At 57.4% G+C, this 21,236-nt stretch carries 21 protein-coding genes; 14 read left to right on the top strand and 7 right to left on the bottom strand.

Annotated features, from left to right (window positions below):
- The first annotated feature begins 1 nt into the window (after position 1).
- A complete protein-coding gene (gene hisP, locus ENTHG_RS01635) occupies positions 2–775 on the top strand; it encodes a histidine ABC transporter ATP-binding protein HisP (protein WP_044172770.1) in 774 nt (257 codons plus the stop codon).
- A gap of 8 nt (positions 776–783) precedes the next feature.
- Here the strand turns inward: hisP and ENTHG_RS01640 are convergent, their stop codons facing one another.
- Entirely contained in the window at positions 784–1,755 is a 972-nt protein-coding gene (locus ENTHG_RS01640; protein WP_044172772.1) for a sugar-binding transcriptional regulator, read from the bottom strand.
- 196 nt (positions 1,756–1,951) lie between these two features.
- On the opposite strand from ENTHG_RS01640, the gene dalD reads away from it, so the two are divergent.
- The 3 genes from dalD to ENTHG_RS01655 all read left to right on the top strand — a co-directional run bounded on the left by dalD (position 1,952) and on the right by ENTHG_RS01655 (position 6,160).
- Positions 1,952–3,352, top strand: a complete 1,401-nt coding sequence (gene dalD, locus ENTHG_RS01645) for a D-arabinitol 4-dehydrogenase (RefSeq protein WP_489884334.1) — start codon at positions 1,952–1,954, stop codon at positions 3,350–3,352.
- A 9-nt stretch (positions 3,353–3,361) separates the two neighbouring features.
- Positions 3,362–4,822 (top strand): xylulokinase, encoded by a 1,461-nt coding sequence (gene xylB / locus ENTHG_RS01650; RefSeq protein ID WP_044172775.1) that lies wholly within the window; start codon positions 3,362–3,364, stop codon positions 4,820–4,822.
- 63 nt (positions 4,823–4,885) lie between these two features.
- Entirely contained in the window at positions 4,886–6,160 is a 1,275-nt protein-coding gene (locus ENTHG_RS01655) for an MFS transporter (protein ID WP_044172778.1), read from the top strand.
- A 30-nt stretch (positions 6,161–6,190) separates the two neighbouring features.
- Here ENTHG_RS01655 and ENTHG_RS01660 read toward each other — a convergent pair whose 3' ends face one another.
- The 4 genes from ENTHG_RS01660 to yfcG all read right to left on the bottom strand — a co-directional run bounded on the left by ENTHG_RS01660 (position 6,191) and on the right by yfcG (position 8,730).
- On the bottom strand, positions 6,191–6,688 hold the full coding sequence (locus ENTHG_RS01660; RefSeq protein ID WP_044172781.1) for a GNAT family N-acetyltransferase: 498 nt from the start codon (positions 6,686–6,688) through the stop codon (positions 6,191–6,193).
- Between the two features lie 78 nt (positions 6,689–6,766).
- Positions 6,767–7,660 (bottom strand): TIGR01777 family oxidoreductase, encoded by an 894-nt coding sequence (locus tag ENTHG_RS01665; RefSeq protein ID WP_044172783.1) that lies wholly within the window; start codon positions 7,658–7,660, stop codon positions 6,767–6,769.
- Between the two features lie 18 nt (positions 7,661–7,678).
- On the bottom strand, positions 7,679–8,041 hold the full coding sequence (folX, locus tag ENTHG_RS01670) for a dihydroneopterin triphosphate 2'-epimerase (protein WP_044172785.1): 363 nt from the start codon (positions 8,039–8,041) through the stop codon (positions 7,679–7,681).
- A gap of 59 nt (positions 8,042–8,100) precedes the next feature.
- On the bottom strand, positions 8,101–8,730 hold the full coding sequence (gene yfcG, locus ENTHG_RS01675) for a GSH-dependent disulfide bond oxidoreductase (protein ID WP_044172788.1): 630 nt from the start codon (positions 8,728–8,730) through the stop codon (positions 8,101–8,103).
- Between the two features lie 123 nt (positions 8,731–8,853).
- On the opposite strand from yfcG, the gene yfcF reads away from it, so the two are divergent.
- From yfcF to ENTHG_RS24670, 6 genes are all read left to right on the top strand, one after another.
- Positions 8,854–9,498: a glutathione transferase gene (gene yfcF / locus ENTHG_RS01680; RefSeq protein WP_044172790.1), complete on the top strand. Its 645-nt coding sequence runs from the start codon at positions 8,854–8,856 to the stop codon at positions 9,496–9,498.
- Positions 9,499–9,553: 55 nt separating this feature from the next.
- A complete protein-coding gene (yfcE, locus tag ENTHG_RS01685; protein WP_044172792.1) occupies positions 9,554–10,105 on the top strand; it encodes a phosphodiesterase in 552 nt (183 codons plus the stop codon).
- A 52-nt stretch (positions 10,106–10,157) separates the two neighbouring features.
- Entirely contained in the window at positions 10,158–10,703 is a 546-nt protein-coding gene (gene yfcD / locus ENTHG_RS01690) for an NUDIX hydrolase YfcD (RefSeq protein ID WP_044172794.1), read from the top strand.
- A gap of 249 nt (positions 10,704–10,952) precedes the next feature.
- Positions 10,953–11,897, top strand: coding sequence for a P-loop NTPase family protein (locus tag ENTHG_RS01695; RefSeq protein ID WP_202595290.1), 945 nt, complete (start codon positions 10,953–10,955; stop codon positions 11,895–11,897).
- A gap of 3 nt (positions 11,898–11,900) precedes the next feature.
- Entirely contained in the window at positions 11,901–13,289 is a 1,389-nt protein-coding gene (locus ENTHG_RS01700; RefSeq protein WP_052332659.1) for a vWA domain-containing protein, read from the top strand.
- A gap of 28 nt (positions 13,290–13,317) precedes the next feature.
- Positions 13,318–13,707, top strand: a complete 390-nt coding sequence (locus tag ENTHG_RS24670) for a VWA-like domain-containing protein (protein WP_052332660.1) — start codon at positions 13,318–13,320, stop codon at positions 13,705–13,707.
- A 106-nt stretch (positions 13,708–13,813) separates the two neighbouring features.
- Here the strand turns inward: ENTHG_RS24670 and pta are convergent, their stop codons facing one another.
- Both pta and ackA read right to left on the bottom strand, forming a co-directional pair.
- Positions 13,814–15,952: a phosphate acetyltransferase gene (gene pta / locus ENTHG_RS01705; RefSeq protein ID WP_044172797.1), complete on the bottom strand. Its 2,139-nt coding sequence runs from the start codon at positions 15,950–15,952 to the stop codon at positions 13,814–13,816.
- Positions 15,953–16,015: 63 nt separating this feature from the next.
- On the bottom strand, positions 16,016–17,218 hold the full coding sequence (gene ackA, locus ENTHG_RS01710; RefSeq protein ID WP_044172799.1) for an acetate kinase: 1,203 nt from the start codon (positions 17,216–17,218) through the stop codon (positions 16,016–16,018).
- A 337-nt stretch (positions 17,219–17,555) separates the two neighbouring features.
- Here ackA and yfbV point away from each other — a divergent pair, with 337 nt between their 5' ends.
- The 4 genes from yfbV to ENTHG_RS01730 all read left to right on the top strand — a co-directional run bounded on the left by yfbV (position 17,556) and on the right by ENTHG_RS01730 (position 21,169).
- Positions 17,556–18,011, top strand: a complete 456-nt coding sequence (yfbV, locus tag ENTHG_RS01715; RefSeq protein WP_044172802.1) for a terminus macrodomain insulation protein YfbV — start codon at positions 17,556–17,558, stop codon at positions 18,009–18,011.
- A gap of 84 nt (positions 18,012–18,095) precedes the next feature.
- A complete protein-coding gene (locus tag ENTHG_RS01720) occupies positions 18,096–18,590 on the top strand; it encodes a YfbU family protein (protein ID WP_044172803.1) in 495 nt (164 codons plus the stop codon).
- Positions 18,583–19,260 carry a sugar phosphatase gene (locus tag ENTHG_RS01725; RefSeq protein WP_106403174.1) on the top strand — a complete coding sequence of 226 codons (678 nt, stop codon included), beginning with the start codon at positions 18,583–18,585 and terminating at the stop codon, positions 19,258–19,260. Before ENTHG_RS01720 ends, ENTHG_RS01725 begins: the two co-directional genes overlap by 8 nt.
- A gap of 76 nt (positions 19,261–19,336) precedes the next feature.
- Positions 19,337–21,169 (top strand): SLC13 family permease, encoded by a 1,833-nt coding sequence (locus ENTHG_RS01730; RefSeq protein WP_044172808.1) that lies wholly within the window; start codon positions 19,337–19,339, stop codon positions 21,167–21,169.
- Positions 21,170–21,236 lie beyond the last annotated feature (67 nt).

Genomic DNA, 21,236 nt, shown 5'->3' on the forward strand with positions numbered 1-21,236 from the left:
AATGTCTGAAAACAAACTTAACGTCATCGATTTGCATAAGCGCTACGGCGAACACGAAGTGCTGAAAGGGGTATCTTTACAGGCTAACGCCGGTGATGTGATCAGTATTATTGGCTCGTCCGGCTCCGGTAAGAGTACCTTCCTGCGCTGCATTAACTTTCTTGAAAAGCCGAGTGAAGGGACGATCGTGGTGAGCGGACAGAATATTGGCCTGGTGCGGGACAAGGACGGCCAGCTTAAGGTGGCCGATAAAAACCAGCTGCGCCTGCTGCGTACCCGCCTGACCATGGTGTTTCAGCATTTCAATCTGTGGAGCCATATGACGGTGCTGGAAAACGTCATGGAAGCGCCCATTCAGGTGCTGGGGTTAAGCAAACAAGAGGCGCGGGAACGGGCGATAAGATACCTGGCGAAAGTGGGTATCGACGAGCGCCAGCAGGGCAAATACCCGGTGCATCTTTCCGGCGGTCAGCAGCAGCGTGTCTCCATTGCCCGCGCGCTGGCCATGGAACCGGAAGTATTACTGTTTGACGAGCCAACCTCCGCGCTCGACCCGGAACTGGTGGGGGAGGTGCTGCGCATCATGCAGCAGCTGGCGGAAGAGGGTAAAACAATGGTCGTGGTGACCCACGAGATGGGCTTTGCCCGCCATGTCTCTTCCCATGTTATTTTCCTTCACCAGGGCAAAATTGAAGAAGAGGGCGCGCCGGAAGAACTGTTCGGCAACCCCAAAAGCCCGCGTTTGCAGCAGTTCCTTAAAGGGTCGCTGAAATAGCCCTCAGGCTACCGGTCTTCACCGGTAGCCGTTTCGTCCGTCAGTAATGTCAGGGCGGTATCTTCATCGGTTACCAGCCCGTTTATCCATCCGCCAACCAGCGCCGCGCGAATAGCCGCAATTTTATGCTGCCCGCCGGCGAAGCCTACGACGTTACGTTCGGTATGGCTGGTGAGCGGCACGCTGGTCAGCATGGCGTCAAGCTCGGAATTCAGCCGCACCCCCTGGTGGTTAAAGAAATGGCCGAGCATCTCCCCCGCCACCTGCTGCGCCTCCAGATCTTTTACCTGCGCATCGGTGATAAAGCCTTCGGCGTTGAGCGGGCAGCCGAGTCCCACTTCGCCGATGCCAAGAAAGGTCACGTCCGCGTTTAACGCCCTGGCGGCCACGCGCTGGTAAATCTGGTGCTGGCACCAGCTGTTTTTATCTGCCGGACTGTCGGCATACAGCGGGGCCGGAATGAAAAAATATTTGCCCTGCATCTTTTCCGCCATTTTCAGCGGCACATCGTAACGCGTACCGGAATCATCCCGTGCAATAGCGCCAATCATCGAGACGCACTGGTGCTGGGGGCGCTCCAGCGAGGGCAGCGCGTCGATAATCGCGCGCAGCGTTTTCCCTGACCCAACGCCGAAGACCTGGGGCTTCTCTTCGCTGATAAACTGCGTCATCACCTGCGCCCCTTCTACCGCCAGCATCTGCTGGACCGCTTCATCCTCAAGTCCGGCGGAGGGCACCACGCGCGTCAGGGTCAGGGAATATTTCTTCTCCAGCTCCTGCGCCAGTTTCAGACAGCGGGCAACCGGATGACGGATATTGACGGTGACCATCCCGGTTTCACGCGCGCCTGATATCAGACGCTGCGCGACCTGACGCGACAGCCCCAGCGCCGAGGCAATGTCCTGCTGCGTAAGGCCCGCCACGTAATACATCCAAGCAGCCCGGGCGGCGAGCTCCTGTTTTTTCTGTTCTTTAGTCATTCCATCACCCCAACGTTTTCTGCCGTCATTGTACGCACAAACGGCACGGCGGTAAAAATGGGCAAAAGACATTTTTATGGGCAAATGCTGTTTTCGTGAGTTTCCTCGCAGAAAGCGCGGACGTCTCCCAACTAACATACATACAACAAACGGGCATAAGCCCATTGATATGTCAAATGCTCAAATTGAGGTGATGATGATGTCTGAGAAAAAAGCGGTATGGATGCATATTGGTGCCGGGTCGTTTCATCGTGCTCATCAGGCGTGGTATCTGCACAAACTGAGAGAGCAGGGCGATGACCGCTGGAGCATCGCGCTGGGGAATATTCGGGATGATGCCAGCGCGTTGCTGAATAACCTCGCCGCTCAGCAGGGCGAATATGTGCTGGAAACCGTCTCGCCGGAAGGGGAGCGCCAGTACGAAACCATCACCTCAATTCGTAAAGTGCTTCCGTGGGACCGCGACATCAGCGCGCTGGTGGAGCAGGGGGCCGCTGCCGAAACGCGGGTTATCGCCTTCACGGTGACCGAAGGGGGCTACTACCTGACGCCGGAGCACGAACTGGACCCGCAGCAGGCAGACATTCAGGCCGACCTGAACGGGGAAATTCGTACGCTCTATGGCGCGCTGACCCGCATTCTGAAACAGCGTATTGCGCAGCATGGCGAACCGGTAACCTTGCTCAACTGCGATAACCTTCGCCACAACGGCGAACGCTTCCGCCATGGCTTCCTCTCTTTCCTGCAGGCGAAAGGCGAGAGCGAGCTGCGCCAGTGGGTCGAGAAAAATACCACGTCGCCGAACACCATGGTGGACCGTATTACCCCGCGCCCGACGGCGGATGTGGCAGAGCGCGTACTGGCGGCGACCGGCAAAAAAGACGCGGTGCCGGTAATGGGCGAATCCTTTATTCAGTGGGTTATTGAAGATGATTTCATCAATGGCCGCCCGGCGCTGGAAAATGTCGGGGTAGAGCTGGTGGAGTCCGTGCTGCCGTGGGAGGAGGCAAAAATTCGCATCCTTAACGCCACCCACAGCTGCATTGCGTGGGCAGGAACGTTGATTGGCCTGAACTATATTGACGAGAGCACCCGCCAGAGCGCGATTCGCCAGATGGCCTGGGAGTATGTCTCCCGCGATGTGATCCCCTCTTTGACGCCCAGCCCTCTCGACCTTGCGAACTACCGTGATGTGGTGCTGGCGCGCTTTAGTAACCCCTACATCAAAGACACCAACCAGCGCGTCGCCGCCGATGGGCTTTCTAAAATACCGGGGATGGTCACACCGACGCTGACAGCCTGCTACACGCGTGGCGAAACCCCGTCCGCCACCGCCGTGCTGCCAGCGCTGTTTTTCCTTTTCCTCAAGCGCTGGGCCGACGGCTCGCTGCCCTATACCTATCAGGATGGCGTAATGCAGCCAGATGCCCTGCGCGCGGTCTTTAATACGCCGGACCCGCTGTCAGTATGGGCGGCAGACGAGGCGCTGTTCGCCGGGCTGGCGAAGTCCCCGGAATTTCTCGCCCTGCTGCGCCGCACGGTTGCGGAACTGGAGCAGTGGATCACGCAGCCTGAATCGCAGCTGGCGGCCGTATAAGGAGGCGTTATGTATCTGGGCATTGATATTGGCACCTCAGAACTCAAAGCGCTGCTTATCGACGGCGAGGGGGAAATTGTCGCCTCGGCGCACGCCGCGTTGACGGTGCAGCGCCCGCATCCGCACTGGGCGGAGCAGGACCCGCAGGACTGGTGGCAGGCCTGCGGCCGGGTGGTCACCGAACTGCGACAGCAGCATCCGCAGCAGTGGGCGGCTATTCGCGCCATTGGCCTGTCCGGTCAGATGCACGGCGCGGTGCTGCTGGACGGCGAAGGTAAGGTGCTGCGGCCCTGCATTCTGTGGAATGACACCCGCAGTGCGGCCGAGTGCGCCATGCTGCGTGAACAGCATCCGGAAATGATGGCGATTAGCGGCAATATGATCATGCCCGGCTTCACTGCGCCGAAGCTGGTGTGGGTGGCGCGACATGAACCGGAAGTTTTCAGCCGGATAGCGAAGGTATTGCTGCCGAAGGACTATCTGCGCTGGCGCTTAACCGGCCAGTTTGTCAGCGATCCTTCCGACGCTGCGGGTACGCTGTGGCTGGACGTGGCGAAGCGCGACTGGTCTGACGAACTGCTCGCCATGACCGATCTCAACCGCAGCCATATGCCGTCGCTGGTCGAGGGCAGCGAATCCAGCGGCACGCTATGTAGCGCGCTGGCCACCGAGTGGGGCCTGAGCTCCTCTGTGGTGGTCGCAGGGGGCGGGGGAGATAACGCCACGTCGGCGGTAGGCGTTGGCGCGATAGCCCCGGGGGATGCGTTTATTTCCCTTGGCACCTCCGGGGTCATTTTCGTGGTTAACGATGCCCTGCAGGCAGACCCTGACTCCGGCGTGCACGCTTTCTGCCATGCGCTTCCCGGCCGCTGGCACCAGATGAGCGTGATGCTGAGCGCCGCCAGCTGCCTGCGCTGGATCTGTAATTTGCTCTCGGTAACCGAAAGCCAACTGATGGATGAAATTGCCCGGCTGACGGATGACGAACTCAAGCGCGCGCCGGTGTTCCTGCCTTATCTGTCGGGCGAGCGAACGCCGCATAACGACCCGCTGGCGGCAGGAAGCTTCTTTAATCTGCGCCATGAAACCAGCCGCGCGCTGCTGGGCTATGCGGTGATTGAGGGCGTCACTTTTGGTCTGGCGGATGGTCTTGATGTGCTGGGCAAAGCCGCAATTTCCCAGTGCAGCCTGACAGGCGGCGGGGCCAGAAGCCCGCTGTGGGCGCAGCTGATTGCCGATGTATTGCATATCCCGATGGTCACCCATCCCGCAAGCTCCTCCGGCGCGCTCGGCGCCGCGCGGCTGGCCTGGCTGGCAGACGGCGGCGACGAAGCGAAAGTGTGCCTGAAACCGCCGGTGGTCACGCGCTTTACGCCGCAGCCCGGGCGCAGTGAATGGCTGACGAAGCGGCTGGCGCTGTTCCGTCTGCTTTATCAACAGCAACAGGTAGCGCGCACGTTACTCCCTTAATCCTTCTGCCCCGGCTTCTGTACCCTCGCCGGGGCCTGTCTCCGGCTTATAAGGAAGATTGTTATGCAATCTAATGAATACTGGTTTGGCTTACCAAAAAAACTGCTCTGGGGATTTGTGGCCATCGCGATTTTTATGGCTGGCGATGGCTTTGAAATGGCTTTCTTATCGAAACACATAACCGATATGGGCTTCTCGCCGGCGCAGTCGGCTATGGTCTTTACCCTCTACGGACTGGCCGCGGCGCTGGCGGCGTGGGCCTCAGGCGTGGTGGCGGAACTGATTACCCCCCAGCGGGCGATGACCATCGGTTTTATCATGTGGATCATTATGCATGCCCTGTTTATGTCGATGGGCCTGGGGATGCGTAATTATCCGCTGATGCTGCTGTTCTATGGCATTCGCGGCCTGGCTTACCCGATGTTTATCTACTCTTTTATGCTGATGCTGGTACAGGTACTGCCGAGGCCGAACCTGGCGGCGGCAACAGGCTGGTTCTGGGCCATGTATTCAGTTGGTATCGGCGTGGTGGGTAGCTACCTGCCGAGCCTGACTATTCCGGTATTCGGCGAGACGGGCACGCTGTGGTTCGCTATTGTCTGGGTAGGCTGCGGCGGCGTGCTGGCCTTTTTCAGCCTGCGCCATGTGCCGGTGGATCGCTCCCGGGTTAACCTGCCGCTGCGGGAGAAAATGACGGAGCTGTCCAGAGCGGGAACCATTCTGTTTACTAACCGCGACATTTTCTACGCCTGTCTGATTCGTATCATCAACACGCTGTCGCTGTTTGGTTTTGCCATCGTTATGCCGCTGCTGTTCGTAGACCGGCTGGGCTTTACCATCTCTGAATGGTTGCAAATCTGGGCGGTATTCTTCTTTGTTACCATCTTCACCAATATTTTCTGGGGCATCACCGGCGAGTACATCGGCTGGATCCGCCAGGTACGCTGGTTTGGCTGCCTGGGAATGGCCGTCTCCAGCCTGACGTTTTACTACCTGCCGGTGTATGCCGGGCATAATTTTGCCATGGCGCTGATTCCTGCGGTGATGCTGGGGATTTTTGTCGCGGCCTTTGTGCCGATGACGGCGGTCTTTCCGACGCTGGAGCCGCATCATAAAGGTGCCGCAGTCTCTATCTATAACCTGTCAGCCGGGATGAGTAATTTTGTCGCCCCGGCGATCGCCTCGGCGCTGCTGCCGTTCTTTGATATTGTCGGGGTGGTGTGGGCTTATACCGGCCTTTATATCTTTGCCGGTGTGCTGACCTTTATCATTAAAGTGCCTCAGCCTAAGCGGGTGCGCCAGAATCAAGCGTCGAAAGAGGCGGAGCAGAGCGTGTAGACCTTGCGTAAGGCGCAGCCTCGCTGCGCCTTATCGCATTTTTTCCAGCCGCCAGGCCTGGTCATCGTAGTCGACGCCCTTTATCTGCAGGGCTTTTTCCAGCGTTTGGGTAAGGGTAAAGCCGAGCTTCTCCAGTAATCGTGCTGAACCGCTATTTTCCGTCACTACCCAGGCGTTGAGCGCCGTGACCGCCGTGCAGGAAAAAGCGTATTCGCACAGCGCCCGCAGCGCTTCGCTGGCAACCCCTTTGCCTTGCGCGAAAGGGGCGATAGCGTAACCCACGTCGGCCTCCTGCGGGTGTTGCGCGCTGATGTGCAGCCCAATATCACCCAGTAGCGTGCCCTGTTTGTCACAGATCACCAGCGCGTTAGCGTCATTCAGACGCGCGGAAAACAGCGCGCGGATCTGCGCTTCACTGGCGATATCGGCCATAAATCGCATAATTTGCGGATTCTGACGCAGCGAGAGAAAAAACGGCCAGTCAGATTCGATAAACGGGCGAAGCGTAAGGCGTGCGGTTGTCAGCATCAATCATGTCGCTAAAGGCAAAACAGCGTTATAGCTTAACAGCGCAGCGCAGAGAGAACACACCTTAAAAAGGGTGGGTTACCCCACCACATCTTTTAACGCCTCTTCTAAATCGAACCAGCGAAAGGCAAAGCCGGAGGCCTCCAGCCGTTTCGGCAGCGCCCGCTGCCCGCCGAGCACCAGCGTGGCGGATTCGCCCATCATCAGCCGCACGGTAGCGGCGGGGACATGCATCACCGCCGGGCGATGCAGGGCATGGCCAAGGGCGTGCGCAAACTGCTCGTTTTGCGCCGGGTAGGGCGACACCATATTAAACGGCCCGCGCAGGTCGTTATTTAACAGCCAGATGACCGCGTTCGCCATGTCATCAATGTGGATCCATGAAAGATACTGATGCCCGCTGCCTACCGGCCCGCCAAGGCCGACGCGAAACAGCGGCAGCATTTTGCCCAGCGCGCCGCCTGTGGGCGCCAGCACAATGCCGGTGCGCAGCAGGCATACCCGCGTACGGTCGCTCTGCGCCTCGCAGGCGATCTGCTCCCAGCGGGCGCAGATTTCGTGGGTGAACTCCCGGTGCGGCGTCTCCTCTTCGGTTACTACCGCGTCCCCGGTATCGCCATAGTAGCCGATGGCGGAACCGGAAATAAGCACGGCAGGCGGGTTATCGCTGGACTTGATAAGGTCCACCAGCCGCTGGGTGATGTCCCAGCGGCTATGGCACAACCGCTTCTTCTGTTCATCGCTCCAGCGCTTGTCTGCAATCGGTTCACCCGCAAGGTTAATCACCGCGTCGCAAGCGTTGAGGTTTTGCATACCGTCCAGCCCGCCCAATAACGCCACGTGACCGTTCAGCTTTTTGCGCGCCTTATCCAGATCGCGGGCTACCACGGTGACGTCGTGGCCCAGCTTCTGCAAACGGGGAATAAGATAGCTGCCAATCAGGCCTGTGCCACCGGTCATCAGAATATTCATGCACTCTCCAGGGTTGCGCTAACGCTGCCAGCTCATGGTCATCGATACCGAGTCGGCATAGCGTAATGCATAAAGTTTATCTATTTCCACTTCGGCCCGGGTCACCCAGTGATGGCCGCACGCGATATCCAGCACATCCTGCGTCAATTTTTCCAGTAATGAAAAGCGATTGCTTTCCACATGACGAATAATATTTTTAGTCAGGGTGCGGTAGTTTAGCGCGTCGTTAATATCTTCACTGGCTCTGGCTTTTTCTGCCGGGTAGTGGACCACGACATTAATGACAATATCCTGGCGGTTGGCTATCTCCTCTTCTTTTATGCCGATAAACGTGCGCAGGCGCAGATTTTTAATACGAATTATGGCGTCGGGTTGTGACATCGCGGGCTTCCTCCCTGTAAAAATCGCCTCATGATACACGAGGAAGCACCGCGAGAAATTCAGATTTGCTGGGTCTTAGCGAAGGCGCTCACGGTCGCCGGACGGTTGCGGATACGCTCGTACCAGTTGTTTACCGCCGGGTAGTTTTCCAGGGTAACGCGTTGCCGCTGGTGGGCGTTAATCCACGGCCAGGCGGCAATATCGGCAATACTGTAGTGTTCGCCGGCAAGCCAGGGCGACGTTTCAAGCCGTTTATTGAGCACGCTGTACAGACGCTGCGTCTCCACCTGATAACGCTCGATGGCATAGGGCACAGGCTGCGGCGCAAAGTGGTTAAAATGGTGATTCTGGCCAAGCATTGGGCCCAGGCCGCCCACCTGCCAGAACAGCCACTGCAGCGTTGTGTGGCGCTCGCGCAGTTCGCCGCTCAGAAGCTTGCCCGTTTTTTCCGCCAGGTAGAGCAAAATGGCGCCTGATTCAAACAGATTAATCGGCGCGCCGCCGTCTACCGGCGCGCGATCGATAATCGCCGGGATTTTATTATTAGGGGAAATGGCAAGAAAATCGGGGCGGAACTGCTCGCCTTTACTGATATCCACCCGAATAAGCCGCCAGGCCAGCTCGGCTTCCTCCAGAAACAGAATAATTTTTTGACCGTTAGGGGTTGGGGCGTAAAAGAGATCGATCATGGGCTCTCCCGCATCGCGATGACGTCCCTGATAGTATAGGTGCTCCCGACGCCGTGAGTTTTCATCAAGTGACAGGAAAAGCGGGACGTTATATTTTGTTAAAAAAACCGATGTGAGGGTGTTATGAGCGAAACAGCAATAACGTTATGGTCTGACGCGAACTATTTTTCCCCCTATGTGATGTCCGTTTACGTGGCGCTCCAGGAGAAAGGGCTGCCCTTTACCCTGAAAACCATCGACCTTGATCGGGGTGAACATCAACAGGCGGGCTGGCAGGGGTATCATCTGACGCGCCGTGTACCGGTGCTGGAGATTGACGGCTTCGAACTGAGCGAATCATCCGCGATTACCGAATATCTGGAAGAGTGTTTTGCGCCGCCGGAATATGAGCGTATTTACCCTCATGACAGGCAGAAGCGCGCCCGCGCCAGGCAGATTCAGGCGTGGATCCGCAGCGACCTGATGCCCATCCGCGAAGAGCGCCCCACCGATATTATCTTCGGGGCGGCGAAGGGCGCGCCGTTGTCAGAGAAAGCCAGGCAGAGCGCGGAAAAGCTCTTCGCCCAGGCCAGCCATCTGCTCGCCCACGGCCATCAGAACCTGTTTGGCGAATGGTCTATCGCCGACGCCGACCTGGCGTTAATGCTCAACAGGTTGGTAATGAATGGCGATCCGGTGCCGGAGCAGCTGGCGGAATATGCCGCGTTTCAGTGGCAGCGCTCTTCAATACAGCGTTATGTCGCACTCTCGGCAAAGCGCGAGGGCTGAGTTACGTCGCCGCTTGCGGTATCATGCGCCGTTTGGTTTAACGTGAGGTGCGGTGATGAAACTGATGTTTGCCTCGGATATACACGGCTCGCTGCCTGCGACGGAGCAGGTGCTGGCGCATTTTGCCCGCAGCGGCGCGCAGTGGCTGGTTTTGTTAGGCGATATTCTCAACCACGGGCCGCGCAATGCCCTGCCGGAAGGCTACGCCCCGGCGGAGGTGGCGCAGCGGCTAAATGAACAGGCGGCGCGTATCATCGCGGTACGCGGCAACTGCGACAGCGAAGTGGATCAGATGCTGCTGACTTTTCCTCTTTCCGCCCCCTGGCAGCAGGTGCTGCTGCCGGGGCAGCGGCTCTTTTTGACCCACGGTCACCTGTTCAGCCCGGATAATCTGCCGCCGCTGGCGCAGAACGATGTGCTGGTCTATGGTCATACTCATCTGCCCGTGGCGCAGCGGCAGGGCGATATTTTCCATTTCAATCCCGGCTCGGTGAGTATCCCGAAAGGGGGCTTCGCTGCAAGCTATGGCATGCTGGAAGAGGGCATGCTTCGCGTAATGGCACTGAATGATCATCGGGTTATTGCGCAGGTGGCGATTAATCCGTAATTTACCCTTCACCAAAAACGCGCCATAAGAGCGCCATGACGAGACATTTTTGATGGTGGAACAGAATCAATTAACGGGCACGGAGTGGGTGGATATTGTCAGCGAAGACAATGAGGTCATAGCACAGGCGACCCGCCAGCAAATGCGCGCGCAGTGTCTGCGTCATCGCGCGACTTATATCGTTGTTCATGACGGCATGGGTAAAATTCTGGTGCAGCGCCGCACGGAAAATAAAGACTTCATGCCGGGCATGCTGGATGCCACCGCAGGGGGCGTGGTGCAGGCAGACGAAGTGCTGCTTGATTCCGCCCGCCGCGAAGCGGAAGAGGAGCTGGGCATTGCCGGCGTGCCGTTTGCCGAGCATGGCGTGTTCTATTTCGAAGATGAGCACTGCCGCGTCTGGGGCGGGCTGTTCAGCTGCGTTTCCCACGGCCCGTTTGCCCTGCAGGAAGACGAGGTGAGCGAGGTGTTCTGGATGACCCCGGTTGAGATAACCGCCCGCTGCGATGAATTTACCCCGGATTCGTTAAAAGCGCTGGCGCTGTGGATGAGCCGCAACGCCAGTAACCACCTGGAAAAGGCCGAAGAGACCGAGTAACGCTGTTCGCCGCCGTCAAAAAACCAGCCTGCCGCAAGGGGGCTGGTTTTTTATGTCTGTAAAAAAATTTCTGGCAGGAATTTTTTTATCGAGTAATTTGGAAGGTTTCTCTAAATTCAGTAAAAAAGGAATTTTTATGCTTTCAGCTATTCAGCTTACGCCGGACGACACCTTCGATTTTCTGCTTAACGTGGCCATTACCCGCCCCGTTTTTTATGGGGTGCGCCGGGTATCGGTAAAAGTGCGCTGGTGAAACGGTTTGCTGATGAAGTAGGAATGGAGTGCGTTTCATTGCTCGGAAGCCAGCTTGCGCCAGAGGATTTGTTGGGGATACCCCAAATTGACGGCGCCTGTTCTCGTTTTTTCCCACCCGCAAATATTGTGCGCGACCAGCCCTTCGTGCTGTTTCTTGATGAACTCAACGCCTCATCTCATGAAATCCAGAAAGCCTTCTACTCCTTAATTCTTGAACAAAGAATTGGTGAGTATCGCCTGCCGGAAGGGACTATTGTGATTGGCGCGGGGAACCGCGCGAAAGACGCCGCCATTGTTAAACCCATGCCCTCTGCGCTTATCAACCGCATGGTTCATGTGCATCTGCGGGCGGATCACCGCCAGTGGCTGAACTGGGCGATCAACGCCGCAGGCATTCACCCCTGGGTCGTACAGTATATCCAGTTGCGTCCCGATCAGCTCTGGAACGAGCCGCCGAAACACGAGGAGCCTTTCTCAACCCCACGCAGCTGGCATATGCTTTCCGATGCGCTGCACTCCTTTGGTGAAGAGATCCGCGACGAGATGCTTGAAGCACTGATCTACGGCCTGTTGACGCCTTCCCATGCGGGCAGTTTCAAAGGTTTTATCAAACAGATACGGCAGAAACATACCGTTACGGCCATCTTAAAAGGCGATGCCAGCTGGCCGGAAGATCCTGCTGACCGCGACGTGCTTTACTTTCTCGCTCAGTCCTTCCGTGCCCATCTCTATAAAGAGCTGCCGGACAACGAAAAATCGCTGCGCGGCGAGCATAAGCAGCTGGCGATACGCGCCAAAGATGCGCTGAAATCGCTGGCGCGAATCAGCGTTGAAATTGCCCAGTCAGTCATGAGCGAAGATGAAAACGGTAAAAAATTACCGGCCTGGTTTTTGCTGGAGGTCGCACGCGATCTTCCGCGTCTGGCGACCAGGGGGTAAACGATGACGCGAAAAGCGGGACGCAACCCGGCCCTGGAGGCGTGCCAGGCAGGGCTTGAGATAATCAAAAAGCATGCGCTTTTTTCGCCGCTGTTTAACCATATTTATTACCGCCATGATAATGACCACAGCTACGTTTCATCGCGCGGCTGGCTGGCGGTTAATAATCAGGGCCACCTGTGGCTGAATGCGAAACGGCACGCGCGTCCGGAACAGTGGGCGAGGATGATAGCCCAGTCGCTGGTTGCGCTGGGGTTTGGTTATATAACCCCACGTGAGCCGGGCGAGCAGTGGGAGCTTGCGGTATTAATTGCCTGCATGCGTTTTTGCGAAGCGTTAAAAATTGGCCCGCTGCCCGACGAGCTGCAATCCTTTCCCTTCCCGGAGGGCAGTAACACCGATCCCGAAGTCCTGTTTCGCCAGTTAACCGAGGAGGGCGTGCCGCGCGAACTGTTACAGTGGCGTGCACTTTATGGCGGCGGCGGGAATTACTTTATCTATGACAAACCCTCTCATCCTTACGGTGTCACATGGCAGGAATTACTGGCAGAAGGGCTCAGTAACAGCGTAAGCGATGCGCTGGAAAAGGTGGGCGGGTACAGTCTTAAAACGGACAACAGCCCTCGGCGGCTGACCCTGGCGCAAAAAACGCGCCGACAGATTATGACGCTCTACCCGCTGCTCGGGGCGCTCGCTGCCAGCTTTGATATTGAAGAGGACGCGCAGCTGTGTAGCCAGTATGACATTGCCGTCGCGGCTATTGATGTCGGGGTGGGGAAAATCTGGATTAACCCCGCCGCGCATCTTAAGCCTGCGGAAATGCTTTTCGTTTTTGCCCATGAGCTGCTGCATGCCGGTCTTAACCATGCTTCCCGCCGCCGGGGACGTGATGCTGAGCTATGGAACGTCGCCTGTGATTTTATTATTAACGACTGGCTTATTGAGATGCAGATTGGCGCGCCGCCTGCTATTGGCCTGCTTTATGACGCCCGGTTTTCAGGTATGTCCGCCGAAGAGATTTACGACGATCTGGCACAGGATATGCGTAAGGCGCGTAAGCTTATCACCCTGCGCGGACGCGCCGGTGGCGATATCATCGGTGAAGATCACGACCGCCGTTTTACCGATGCGGAGGCATACTGCCGACGGGCGCTGTGGCAGGGGATGGATCGCTGCCTTTACGGTACCACGCGCGGCACGCTGCCCGCAGGGCTGATTGAGGAGATCCGAAGTCTGGCGCAGCCTCCTGTTCCCTGGGATGTGGCTCTTGCGGAGTGGTTTGATGAACATTTTCCGCCGCCGGAACGGCATCGATCTTATGCCCGCCCGTCGCGGCGACAGAGTGCGACGCCCGATATTCCCCGGGCGGCGATAAAAAAAGCCGAGCGATGAGGAGCTATGTTCACGGGTCTTTGGCGTCGTGCTGGATACGTCTGGCTCCATGGACCCGAAACTGCTGGGGAAAGCGCTGGGCGCGATTGCCAGCTACGCGCTTTCGCGCGATGTTTTTGCTGTACGTTTTATCTGCTGCGATGCTCGCGCCTACGATCGCGGATGGGTGCGGCCTGAAGATCTGGTTCACCATTTTACATTACAAGGCCGGGGCGGAACGGTGTTACAACCTGGCGTTGAGCTGCTGAATGCGCTGGCGCTGCGCGGCGATTTTCCGCGTGGTGGGCCGGTGCTGGTGATTACCGACGGTTTCTGTGAGGAGCATGTCACTGTGGCTATGGAACACGCGTGGCTGTTGCCGCAGGGGCACCGGCTGCCTTTTGTGCCGCGTGGAAAGGTGTTTTCACTCAGCGAATAAAAAAGCCCCGTCAGGGGCTTTTAAGCGGTCAGGTCAAAACCGGGTGCTGCGGTTCGGTAGCCCGGATAAGGCAAAGCCGCATCCGGGAAAAAACGGCAGCCAGCAATTACTGCTGGGTGGCCTGAATCGCAGTCAGTGCGATGGTGTAGACGATATCGTCAACCAGCGCGCCGCGGGACAGGTCGTTAACCGGCTTGCGCATGCCCTGCAGCATCGGCCCGATGGAGATCAGGTCGGCAGAACGCTGCACCGCTTTGTACGTGGTGTTACCGGTGTTCAGATCCGGGAAGATGAACACGGTGGCGCGGCCAGCAACCGGCGAGTTCGGCGCTTTGGATTTCGCCACGTCAGCCATAACGGCGGCGTCATACTGCAGCGGGCCATCGATGACCAGATCCGGGCGTTTCTGCTGTGCCAGCTGGGTTGCTTCACGCACTTTCTCAACGTCGCTACCCGCGCCGGAAGTCCCGGTGGAGTAGGAGAGCATTGCTACGCGCGGTTCGATACCGAAGGCGATAGCGGAATCCGCAGACTGGATAGCGATTTCAGCCAGCTGTTCAGCGGTCGGATCCGGGTTGATCGCGCAGTCGCCGTAAACGTAAACCTGTTCAGGCAGCAGCATGAAGAACACCGAGGAGACCAGCGAGCTGCCCGGCGCAGTTTTGATCAGCTGCAGCGGCGGACGGATGGTGTTCGCGGTGGTGTGAACCGCACCGGAAACCAGACCGTCAACTTCGTCCTGCTCCAGCATCAGCGTACCCAGCACGACGTTGTCTTCCAGCTGCTCACGGGCAACGGCTTCGGTCATGCCTTTGTTTTTACGCAGTTCAACCAGACGCGCAACATAGCTTTCGCGTACTACTTCCGGGTCAACGATTTCGATACCCGCGCCCAGCTCAACGCCTTGCGCCGCGGCAACGCGGTTGATCTCATCCGGGTTACCCAGCAGCACACAGGTGGCGATGCCACGTTGAGCACAGATAGCGGCCGCTTTCACGGTACGCGGTTCGTCGCCTTCCGGCAGCACAACGCGTTTGCCCGCTTTGCGCGCCAGCTCGGTCAGCTGGTAACGGAACGCTGGCGGAGAGAGACGACGGCTGCGCTCGGAGGTCGCGGTCAGCGACTCAATCCAGTCAGCATTGATGTAGCTTGCGACATATTCCTGAACTTTCTCGATACGCTCGTGGTCGTCAACCGGCACTTCCAGGTTGAAGCTCTGCAGGCTCAGCGAGGTCTGCCAGGTGTTGGTGTTGACCATGAACACCGGCAGGCCGGTGGCGAACGCGCGTTCGCACAGCTTGCTGACGCGGGCGTCCATTTCATAGCCGCCGGTCAGCAGGATAGCGCCGATCTCTACACCGTTCATGGCGGCCAGGCAGGCGGCTACCAGTACGTCAGGACGGTCAGCGGAGGTCACCAGCAGAGAACCGGCACGGAAGTGCTCCAGCATATGCGGAATGCTGCGCGCGCAGAAGGTCACTGATTTCACGCGGCGGGTGTTGATATCGCCTTCGTTGATAACGGTGGCGTTCAGGTGGCGCGCCATATCGATCGCGCGGGTGGCGATCAGGTCGAAGCTCCACGGCACCGCGCCCAGAACAGGCAGCGGGCTGGTGGCTTGCAGCTGCGCCGGATCGACATGGATAACTTTCGCTTTGGTGGAGTCATCGAAAATTTCAGACAGGTCAGGGCGAGTACGACCCTGCTCATCTACCGGGGCGTTCAGCTTGTTGACGATAACACCGGTGACGTTGCTGTTTTTCGCGCCGCCGAAGCTGCTGCGGGTCAGTTCGATACGCTCTTTCAGCTGTTCCGGCGTATCGGTGCCCTGAGACATCACAAACACGATTTCCGCATTCAGCGTTTTCGCGATTTCGAAGTTCAGGGACTGTGCAAACTGATGTTTACGGGTCGGCACCAGACCTTCAACCAGCACGACCTCAGCATCTTTGCTGTTTTCGTGATAGCGCGCGATGATCTCTTCCATCAGCACGTCTTTCTGGTTGCTGGAGAGCAGCGACTCAACGTGGCTCATCTTCAACGGTTCTGCCGCAGGCAGGCCGGAATTGGCGCGCACGATGGTGGTGGTCTGGTCAGGCGCATCGCCGCCAGCGCGCGGCTGGGCGATAGGTTTAAAGACGCTCAGACGAACGCCTTTGCGTTCCATAGCGCGGATCACGCCGAGGCTGACGCTGGTCAGGCCGACGCTGGTTCCGGTAGGGATCAGCATAATAATACGGGACACGGTTTATCCTCTTTGTTTGGCGAGTGACAAAACAGCACCGCCAGCTAGGCTGGCGGTGTGTTATCAGGCGGTCAGACGGCTCGCGTCTTGTGCGATGACCAGCTCTTCGTTAGTTGGGATAACGATAGCCGGACGGGTGCCTTCTTTGTTGATGAAACCTGAATTGCCGAAACGGGCGGCCAGGTTACGTTCGTGATCAACTTCGAAGCCCAGCACGCCCAGTTTGCCCAGGGAGAGCTCGCGCACCATCGCGGCGTTTTCGCCGATACCGCCGGTGAAGATAACCGCATCCAGACGGCCTTCCATCAGCGCAGTGTAAGAGCCGATGTATTTCGCCAGACGGTGGCAGTAAACGTCCATCGCGCGTTTGGCGTCTTCTTTGTCTTTGTAGTTATCTTCTACATAACGGCAGTCGCTGGTGACTTCGGTCAGGCCCAGCAGACCAGACTCTTTGGTCAGCAATTTGTTGATAGACTCAACGCTCATGCCCAGCGTGTCGTGCAGATGGAAAATGATGGCCGGGTCGATATCGCCAGAACGGGTGCCCATGACCAGACCTTCCAGCGGGGTCAGACCCATAGAGGTGTCAACGCATTTACCGTTGCGGATAGCGGAAACAGAACCGCCGTTACCCAGATGGCAGGTAATGATGTTCAGCTCTTCAACCGGTTTGTTCAGAACTTTCGCCGCTTCCTGAGTGACATAGAAGTGGCTGGTGCCGTGCGCGCCGTAGCGACGTACGCCATGTTCTTTGTACAGTTTATACGGCAGGGCATAGAGGTAAGATTCTTCCGGCATGGTCTGATGGAACGCGGTGTCGAACACGGCGACGTTCTTGTCTTTCAGATTCGGGAAGGATTTCAGCGCTTCTGCGATACCGATCAGGTGAGCAGGGTTGTGCAGCGGCGCAAACGGGGCTGCATCTTTAATGCCCTGAATAACGGACTCGTCGATAACAACGGAGCTGGTGTATTTTTCGCCGCCGTGGACGATACGGTGACCGATCGCCGTGAGTTGTGCGGAGAGTTCTGGTTTTTGTGCCAGAATAGTGTTAACGATAAAGTTCAGTGCTTCACTGTGAGCGGCGCCTGCACCTAAAGCCGCTTCTTGTTTACCACCGTCCATTTTCCATTTGATGCGTGCTTCGGGAAGATGGAAACATTCGGCTAAACCAGAGAGGTACTCTTCACCGTTTACGGCATCGATGATGGCAAATTTCAGTGAGGAGCTACCGCAGTTCAGAACCAGTACTAACTTACTCGACATGGAAGTACCTATTATTGATACGTGGCTAAAAAAACGTCAGTGAGTCGTTGAGCGTAACGCATGATGACGCTGACATTTATGATTAACATCATGCCAGCGCAATTTTCTGGCATCATGAAAAGAATACATAAGATTTTACGCCATTTTGCTCAAATTTCCGTCAGTGGCATAATGGGCTGTAAAGTTGACGAGCGTTCAGATTTCGTCTACGGCCTGTTAAGGCAGGCACAGGATACCCGATACCGTGTGGGTTTGACAAAAAATTTTAACGTTGCCAGGTCCAGTTGTTGTTTTGCACAATTATTTTAATTTTTATATGTGAAGTTGAGGTAAGCCCATGTCCACTCCCGAAAAAAGCCCCGTAGGTTTCTTTGGATTATTTCGCCGGGGGCAACATTACGCCAACACCTGGCCCATGGAAAAACGCCTCGCTCCGCTGTTTATTGAAAACCGCACTATTCGCGCCACGCGCTATGCGATCCGTTTTATGCCGCCCGTGGCCGCCTTCACCCTCTGCTGGCAGGTGGCGTTAGGCGGGCAGCTTGGCCCGGCGGTCGCCACCGCCCTGTTTGCCCTGAGCCTGCCGCTGCAAGGCTTGTGGTGGCTGGGGAAACGCTCGGTCACGCCGCTGCCGCCGTCGATACTTCACTGGTTTTATGAAGTTCGCGGCAAACTTCAGGAGGCAGGGCAGGCGCTGGCACCCGTAGAGGGCAAGCCGGATTACCAGGCGCTGGCTGACACGCTTAAGCGCGCCTTCAAACAACTCGATAAAACTTTCCTTGATGATTTGTAATTGCCCCTCGAATACGCATATAAAAGAAGGCACATAAATTATGTGCCTCTTTTTATTGCACCGACGTGCCACAGGAGCTGAATGATGGATATGACCAATGCCCAACGACTGATTTTGTCGAATCAGTACAAGATGATGACCATGATGGACCCGGAAAATGCGGAGCGTTATCGTCGGCTGCAGACGATTGTGGAGCGCGGCTATGGTCTGCAAATGCGCGAACTGGACCGCGAATTCGGCGAGCTGAAAGAGGAAACCTGCCGCACCGTCATCGACATTATGGAGATGTACCATGCGCTTCATGTCTCCTGGGCCAACCTCAAAGATGCACAGGCTATTGATGAGCGCCGGGTGACCTTCCTCGGTTTTGACGCCGCGACTGAAGCGCGCTATCTGGGCTATGTACGCTTTATGGTCAACACCGAAGGGCGTTATACCCATTTCGACGCGGGCACCCATGGTTTTAATGCCCAGACCCCGATGTGGGACAAGTATCAGCGTATGCTGAACGTCTGGCATTCATGCCCGCGCCAGTACCATCTCAGCGCCAACGAAATCAACCAGATCATCAATGCGTAAGGAGCCTCGCGTGCAGTGCAAAGGTTTCTTATTTGATCTTGACGGTACCCTGGTGAACTCTCTGCCGGTGGTTGAGCGCTCCTGGTGTAGCTGGGCCGATCGCTTCGGCATCTCCCATGATGACGTGCTGAATTTTATCCACGGTAAACAGGCTATCACCTCGCTGCGCCACTTTATGGCCGGCAGCTCTGAGGCGGAAATTGCGGCGGAGTTTACCCGCCTGGAACAGATCGAAGCAACGGACACCGACGGCGTTGAGGCGCTCCCGGGCGCTGTCGAACTGCTGAACCACCTCAACGCGCTCAACATCCCCTGGGCCATTGTCACCTCGGGCTCAATTCCGGTGGCGCATGCCCGCCATCGCGCGGCGGGGCTGCCTTCTCCGGAAGTGTTTGTCACCGCTGAGCAGGTGCAGCGCGGCAAACCCGAGCCCGACGCCTACCTGCTGGGGGCGAAGCTGCTGGGTCTGGCGCCTGAGGCGTGCGTGGTGGTTGAAGATGCCGCGGCGGGGGTGCTCTCCGGGCTGGCCGCCGGTTGCCATGTCATCGCGGTTAATGTGCCCGCTGACGCGCCCCGGCTCGATGAAGTGGATTTTGTCCTCTCACGCCTTGATGAGATAAGCGTTGAAAAAAGCCCCAACGGCGATGCTGTGATCCACAGAAAAGCGTGAACACATGATTTAGCCCCGCTCCGGCGGGGTTTTTTTATGGCAAGATCGGCCATCATTTATCAAACAAGGAAAAGTTGTGAACGGTGAGCTTATCTGGGTGTTATGCCTGCTGGCGATAGCCGTGGTTCTGTTTGCGACGGGTAAAGTCCGTATGGACGCCGTGGCGTTGCTCGTCATCGTCGCTTTTGTGCTCAGCGGCACGCTAAGCCTGTCGGAGGCGCTGGCGGGCTTTAGCGATCCTAACGTGGTGCTGATTGCCGCCCTGTTTATTATCGGCGACGGGCTGGTGCGTACCGGCGTGGCGACCAGCATGGGCGCGTGGCTGGTAAAAATGGCGGGCAGCAGCGAAATAAAAATGCTGGTCCTGCTGATGCTCACCGTGGCAAGCCTGGGGGCGTTTATGAGCTCCACCGGCGTCGTTGCTATCTTTATTCCCGTCGTGCTTAGCGTCTCCATGCGCATGCAGATCTCTCCCTCTCGCCTGATGATGCCCCTCAGTTTCGCCGGTCTGATCAGCGGCATGATGACGCTGGTGGCCACGCCTCCCAACATGGTGGTCAACAGTGAGCTGCTGCGCGAAGGGCTTGCCGGGTTCGGCTTTTTTAGCGTCACGCCGCTCGGGGTGGTGATCCTGCTGATGGGCATTGTCTATATGCTGCTGATGCGCTTTATGTTCAGGGGCGAGAAAGCGCTCGACCCGCGCGACGGCTGGAAGCGGCGCACCTTTCGCGATCTGATTAAAGAGTATCGCCTCACCGGCCGCGCCCGTCGGCTGGCTATTCGCCCCGGCTCGCCGCTGATAGGCCAGCGGCTTGACGATCTCAAGCTGCGTGAACGCTACGGCGCGAATGTTATCGGCGTGGAGCGCTGGCGTCGCTTTCGCCGCGTGATCGTGAATGTTAACGGGGTTTCTGAGTTCCGCGCCCGGGATGTGCTGCTGATTGATATGTCCGCGGCGGATGTCGATCTGCGCGAGTTCTGCGCGGAACAGCTGCTGGAGCCGATGATTCTGCGCGGCGAGTACTTTTCCGACCAGGCGCTGGATGTCGGCATGGCCGAGGTGTCGCCGATCCCGGAAACGGAACTGCTGGGCAAAACCGTGCGTGAAATTGGTTTTCGCAGCCGTTACGGGCTGAATGTCGTGGGCTTAAAACGCGACGGCGAAGCCATGTCGGGGGTGGTGGTCGACGAGCCGCTCCAGCTTGGCGATATTCTGCTGGTGGTAGGGAACTGGAAGCTGATAAGCCAGCTTGGCCAGAAGGGGCGGGAGTTTCTGGTGCTCAATATGCCCATTGAAGAGAGCGCGGCATCGCCCGCCCATAGCCAGGCGCCCCATGCGGTCTTCTGCCTGGTGTTGATGGTCGCGCTGATGCTTACCGATGAGATCCCAAACCCCGTCGCCGCCATCATCGCCTGTCTGCTAATGGCGAAGTTTCGCTGCGTGGACGCCGAAAGCGCCTACAAAGCCATTCACTGGCCAAGCATCATTCTGATTGTCGGGATGATGCCCTTTGCGCTGGCGCTGCAAAAAACCGGCGGCGTCGATCTGGTGGTGAAAGGGCTGATGGAGCTTGGCGGCGGCTACGGGCCTTACATGATGCTGGTCTGCCTGTTTGTCCTCTGCGCGACCATCGGCCTGTTTATTTCCAATACCGCGACGGCGGTACTGATGGCGCCTATTGCGCTGGCGACGGCGAAAACAATGGGCGTGTCGCCATACCCCTTTGCCATGGTCGTAGCAATGGCGGCTTCCGCAGCCTTTATGACACCGGTCTCTTCGCCGGTAAACACCCTGGTATTAGGGCCGGGGAACTATACCTTTAGCGATTTCGTGAAGGTTGGCGTGCCGTTTACCGTGCTGGTCATGGTGGTGTGCGTGCTGCTAATCCCCATGCTCTTTCCCTTTTAAGGGAATCTCAGGTAGCCCGGATAAGCGTACGCGCATCCGGGCTATCGACAGCAGAGATAATCAGAGG

Origin of the sequence: Phytobacter massiliensis JC163 (genome assembly GCF_000321045.1) — a bacterium.
Taxonomy (GTDB): domain Bacteria; phylum Pseudomonadota; class Gammaproteobacteria; order Enterobacterales; family Enterobacteriaceae; genus Phytobacter_A; species Phytobacter_A massiliensis.

What these genes read in the sequence shown, in the direction of transcription:
- hisP (WP_044172770.1), top strand. Translation starts at nt 2, where the DNA reads ATGTCTGAAAACAAACTTAACGTCATCGATTTGCATAAGCGCTACGGC.
- ENTHG_RS01640 (WP_044172772.1), bottom strand. Translation starts at nt 1,755, where the DNA reads ATGACTAAAGAACAGAAAAAACAGGAGCTCGCCGCCCGGGCTGCTTGG.
- dalD (WP_489884334.1), top strand. Translation starts at nt 1,952, where the DNA reads ATGATGTCTGAGAAAAAAGCGGTATGGATGCATATTGGTGCCGGGTCG.
- xylB (WP_044172775.1), top strand. Translation starts at nt 3,362, where the DNA reads ATGTATCTGGGCATTGATATTGGCACCTCAGAACTCAAAGCGCTGCTT.
- ENTHG_RS01655 (WP_044172778.1), top strand. Translation starts at nt 4,886, where the DNA reads ATGCAATCTAATGAATACTGGTTTGGCTTACCAAAAAAACTGCTCTGG.
- ENTHG_RS01660 (WP_044172781.1), bottom strand. Translation starts at nt 6,688, where the DNA reads ATGCTGACAACCGCACGCCTTACGCTTCGCCCGTTTATCGAATCTGAC.
- ENTHG_RS01665 (WP_044172783.1), bottom strand. Translation starts at nt 7,660, where the DNA reads ATGAATATTCTGATGACCGGTGGCACAGGCCTGATTGGCAGCTATCTT.
- folX (WP_044172785.1), bottom strand. Translation starts at nt 8,041, where the DNA reads ATGTCACAACCCGACGCCATAATTCGTATTAAAAATCTGCGCCTGCGC.
- yfcG (WP_044172788.1), bottom strand. Translation starts at nt 8,730, where the DNA reads ATGATCGATCTCTTTTACGCCCCAACCCCTAACGGTCAAAAAATTATT.
- yfcF (WP_044172790.1), top strand. Translation starts at nt 8,854, where the DNA reads ATGAGCGAAACAGCAATAACGTTATGGTCTGACGCGAACTATTTTTCC.
- yfcE (WP_044172792.1), top strand. Translation starts at nt 9,554, where the DNA reads ATGAAACTGATGTTTGCCTCGGATATACACGGCTCGCTGCCTGCGACG.
- yfcD (WP_044172794.1), top strand. Translation starts at nt 10,158, where the DNA reads ATGGTGGAACAGAATCAATTAACGGGCACGGAGTGGGTGGATATTGTC.
- ENTHG_RS01700 (WP_052332659.1), top strand. Translation starts at nt 11,901, where the DNA reads ATGACGCGAAAAGCGGGACGCAACCCGGCCCTGGAGGCGTGCCAGGCA.
- ackA (WP_044172799.1), bottom strand. Translation starts at nt 17,218, where the DNA reads ATGTCGAGTAAGTTAGTACTGGTTCTGAACTGCGGTAGCTCCTCACTG.
- yfbV (WP_044172802.1), top strand. Translation starts at nt 17,556, where the DNA reads ATGTCCACTCCCGAAAAAAGCCCCGTAGGTTTCTTTGGATTATTTCGC.
- ENTHG_RS01720 (WP_044172803.1), top strand. Translation starts at nt 18,096, where the DNA reads ATGGATATGACCAATGCCCAACGACTGATTTTGTCGAATCAGTACAAG.
- ENTHG_RS01725 (WP_106403174.1), top strand. Translation starts at nt 18,583, where the DNA reads ATGCGTAAGGAGCCTCGCGTGCAGTGCAAAGGTTTCTTATTTGATCTT.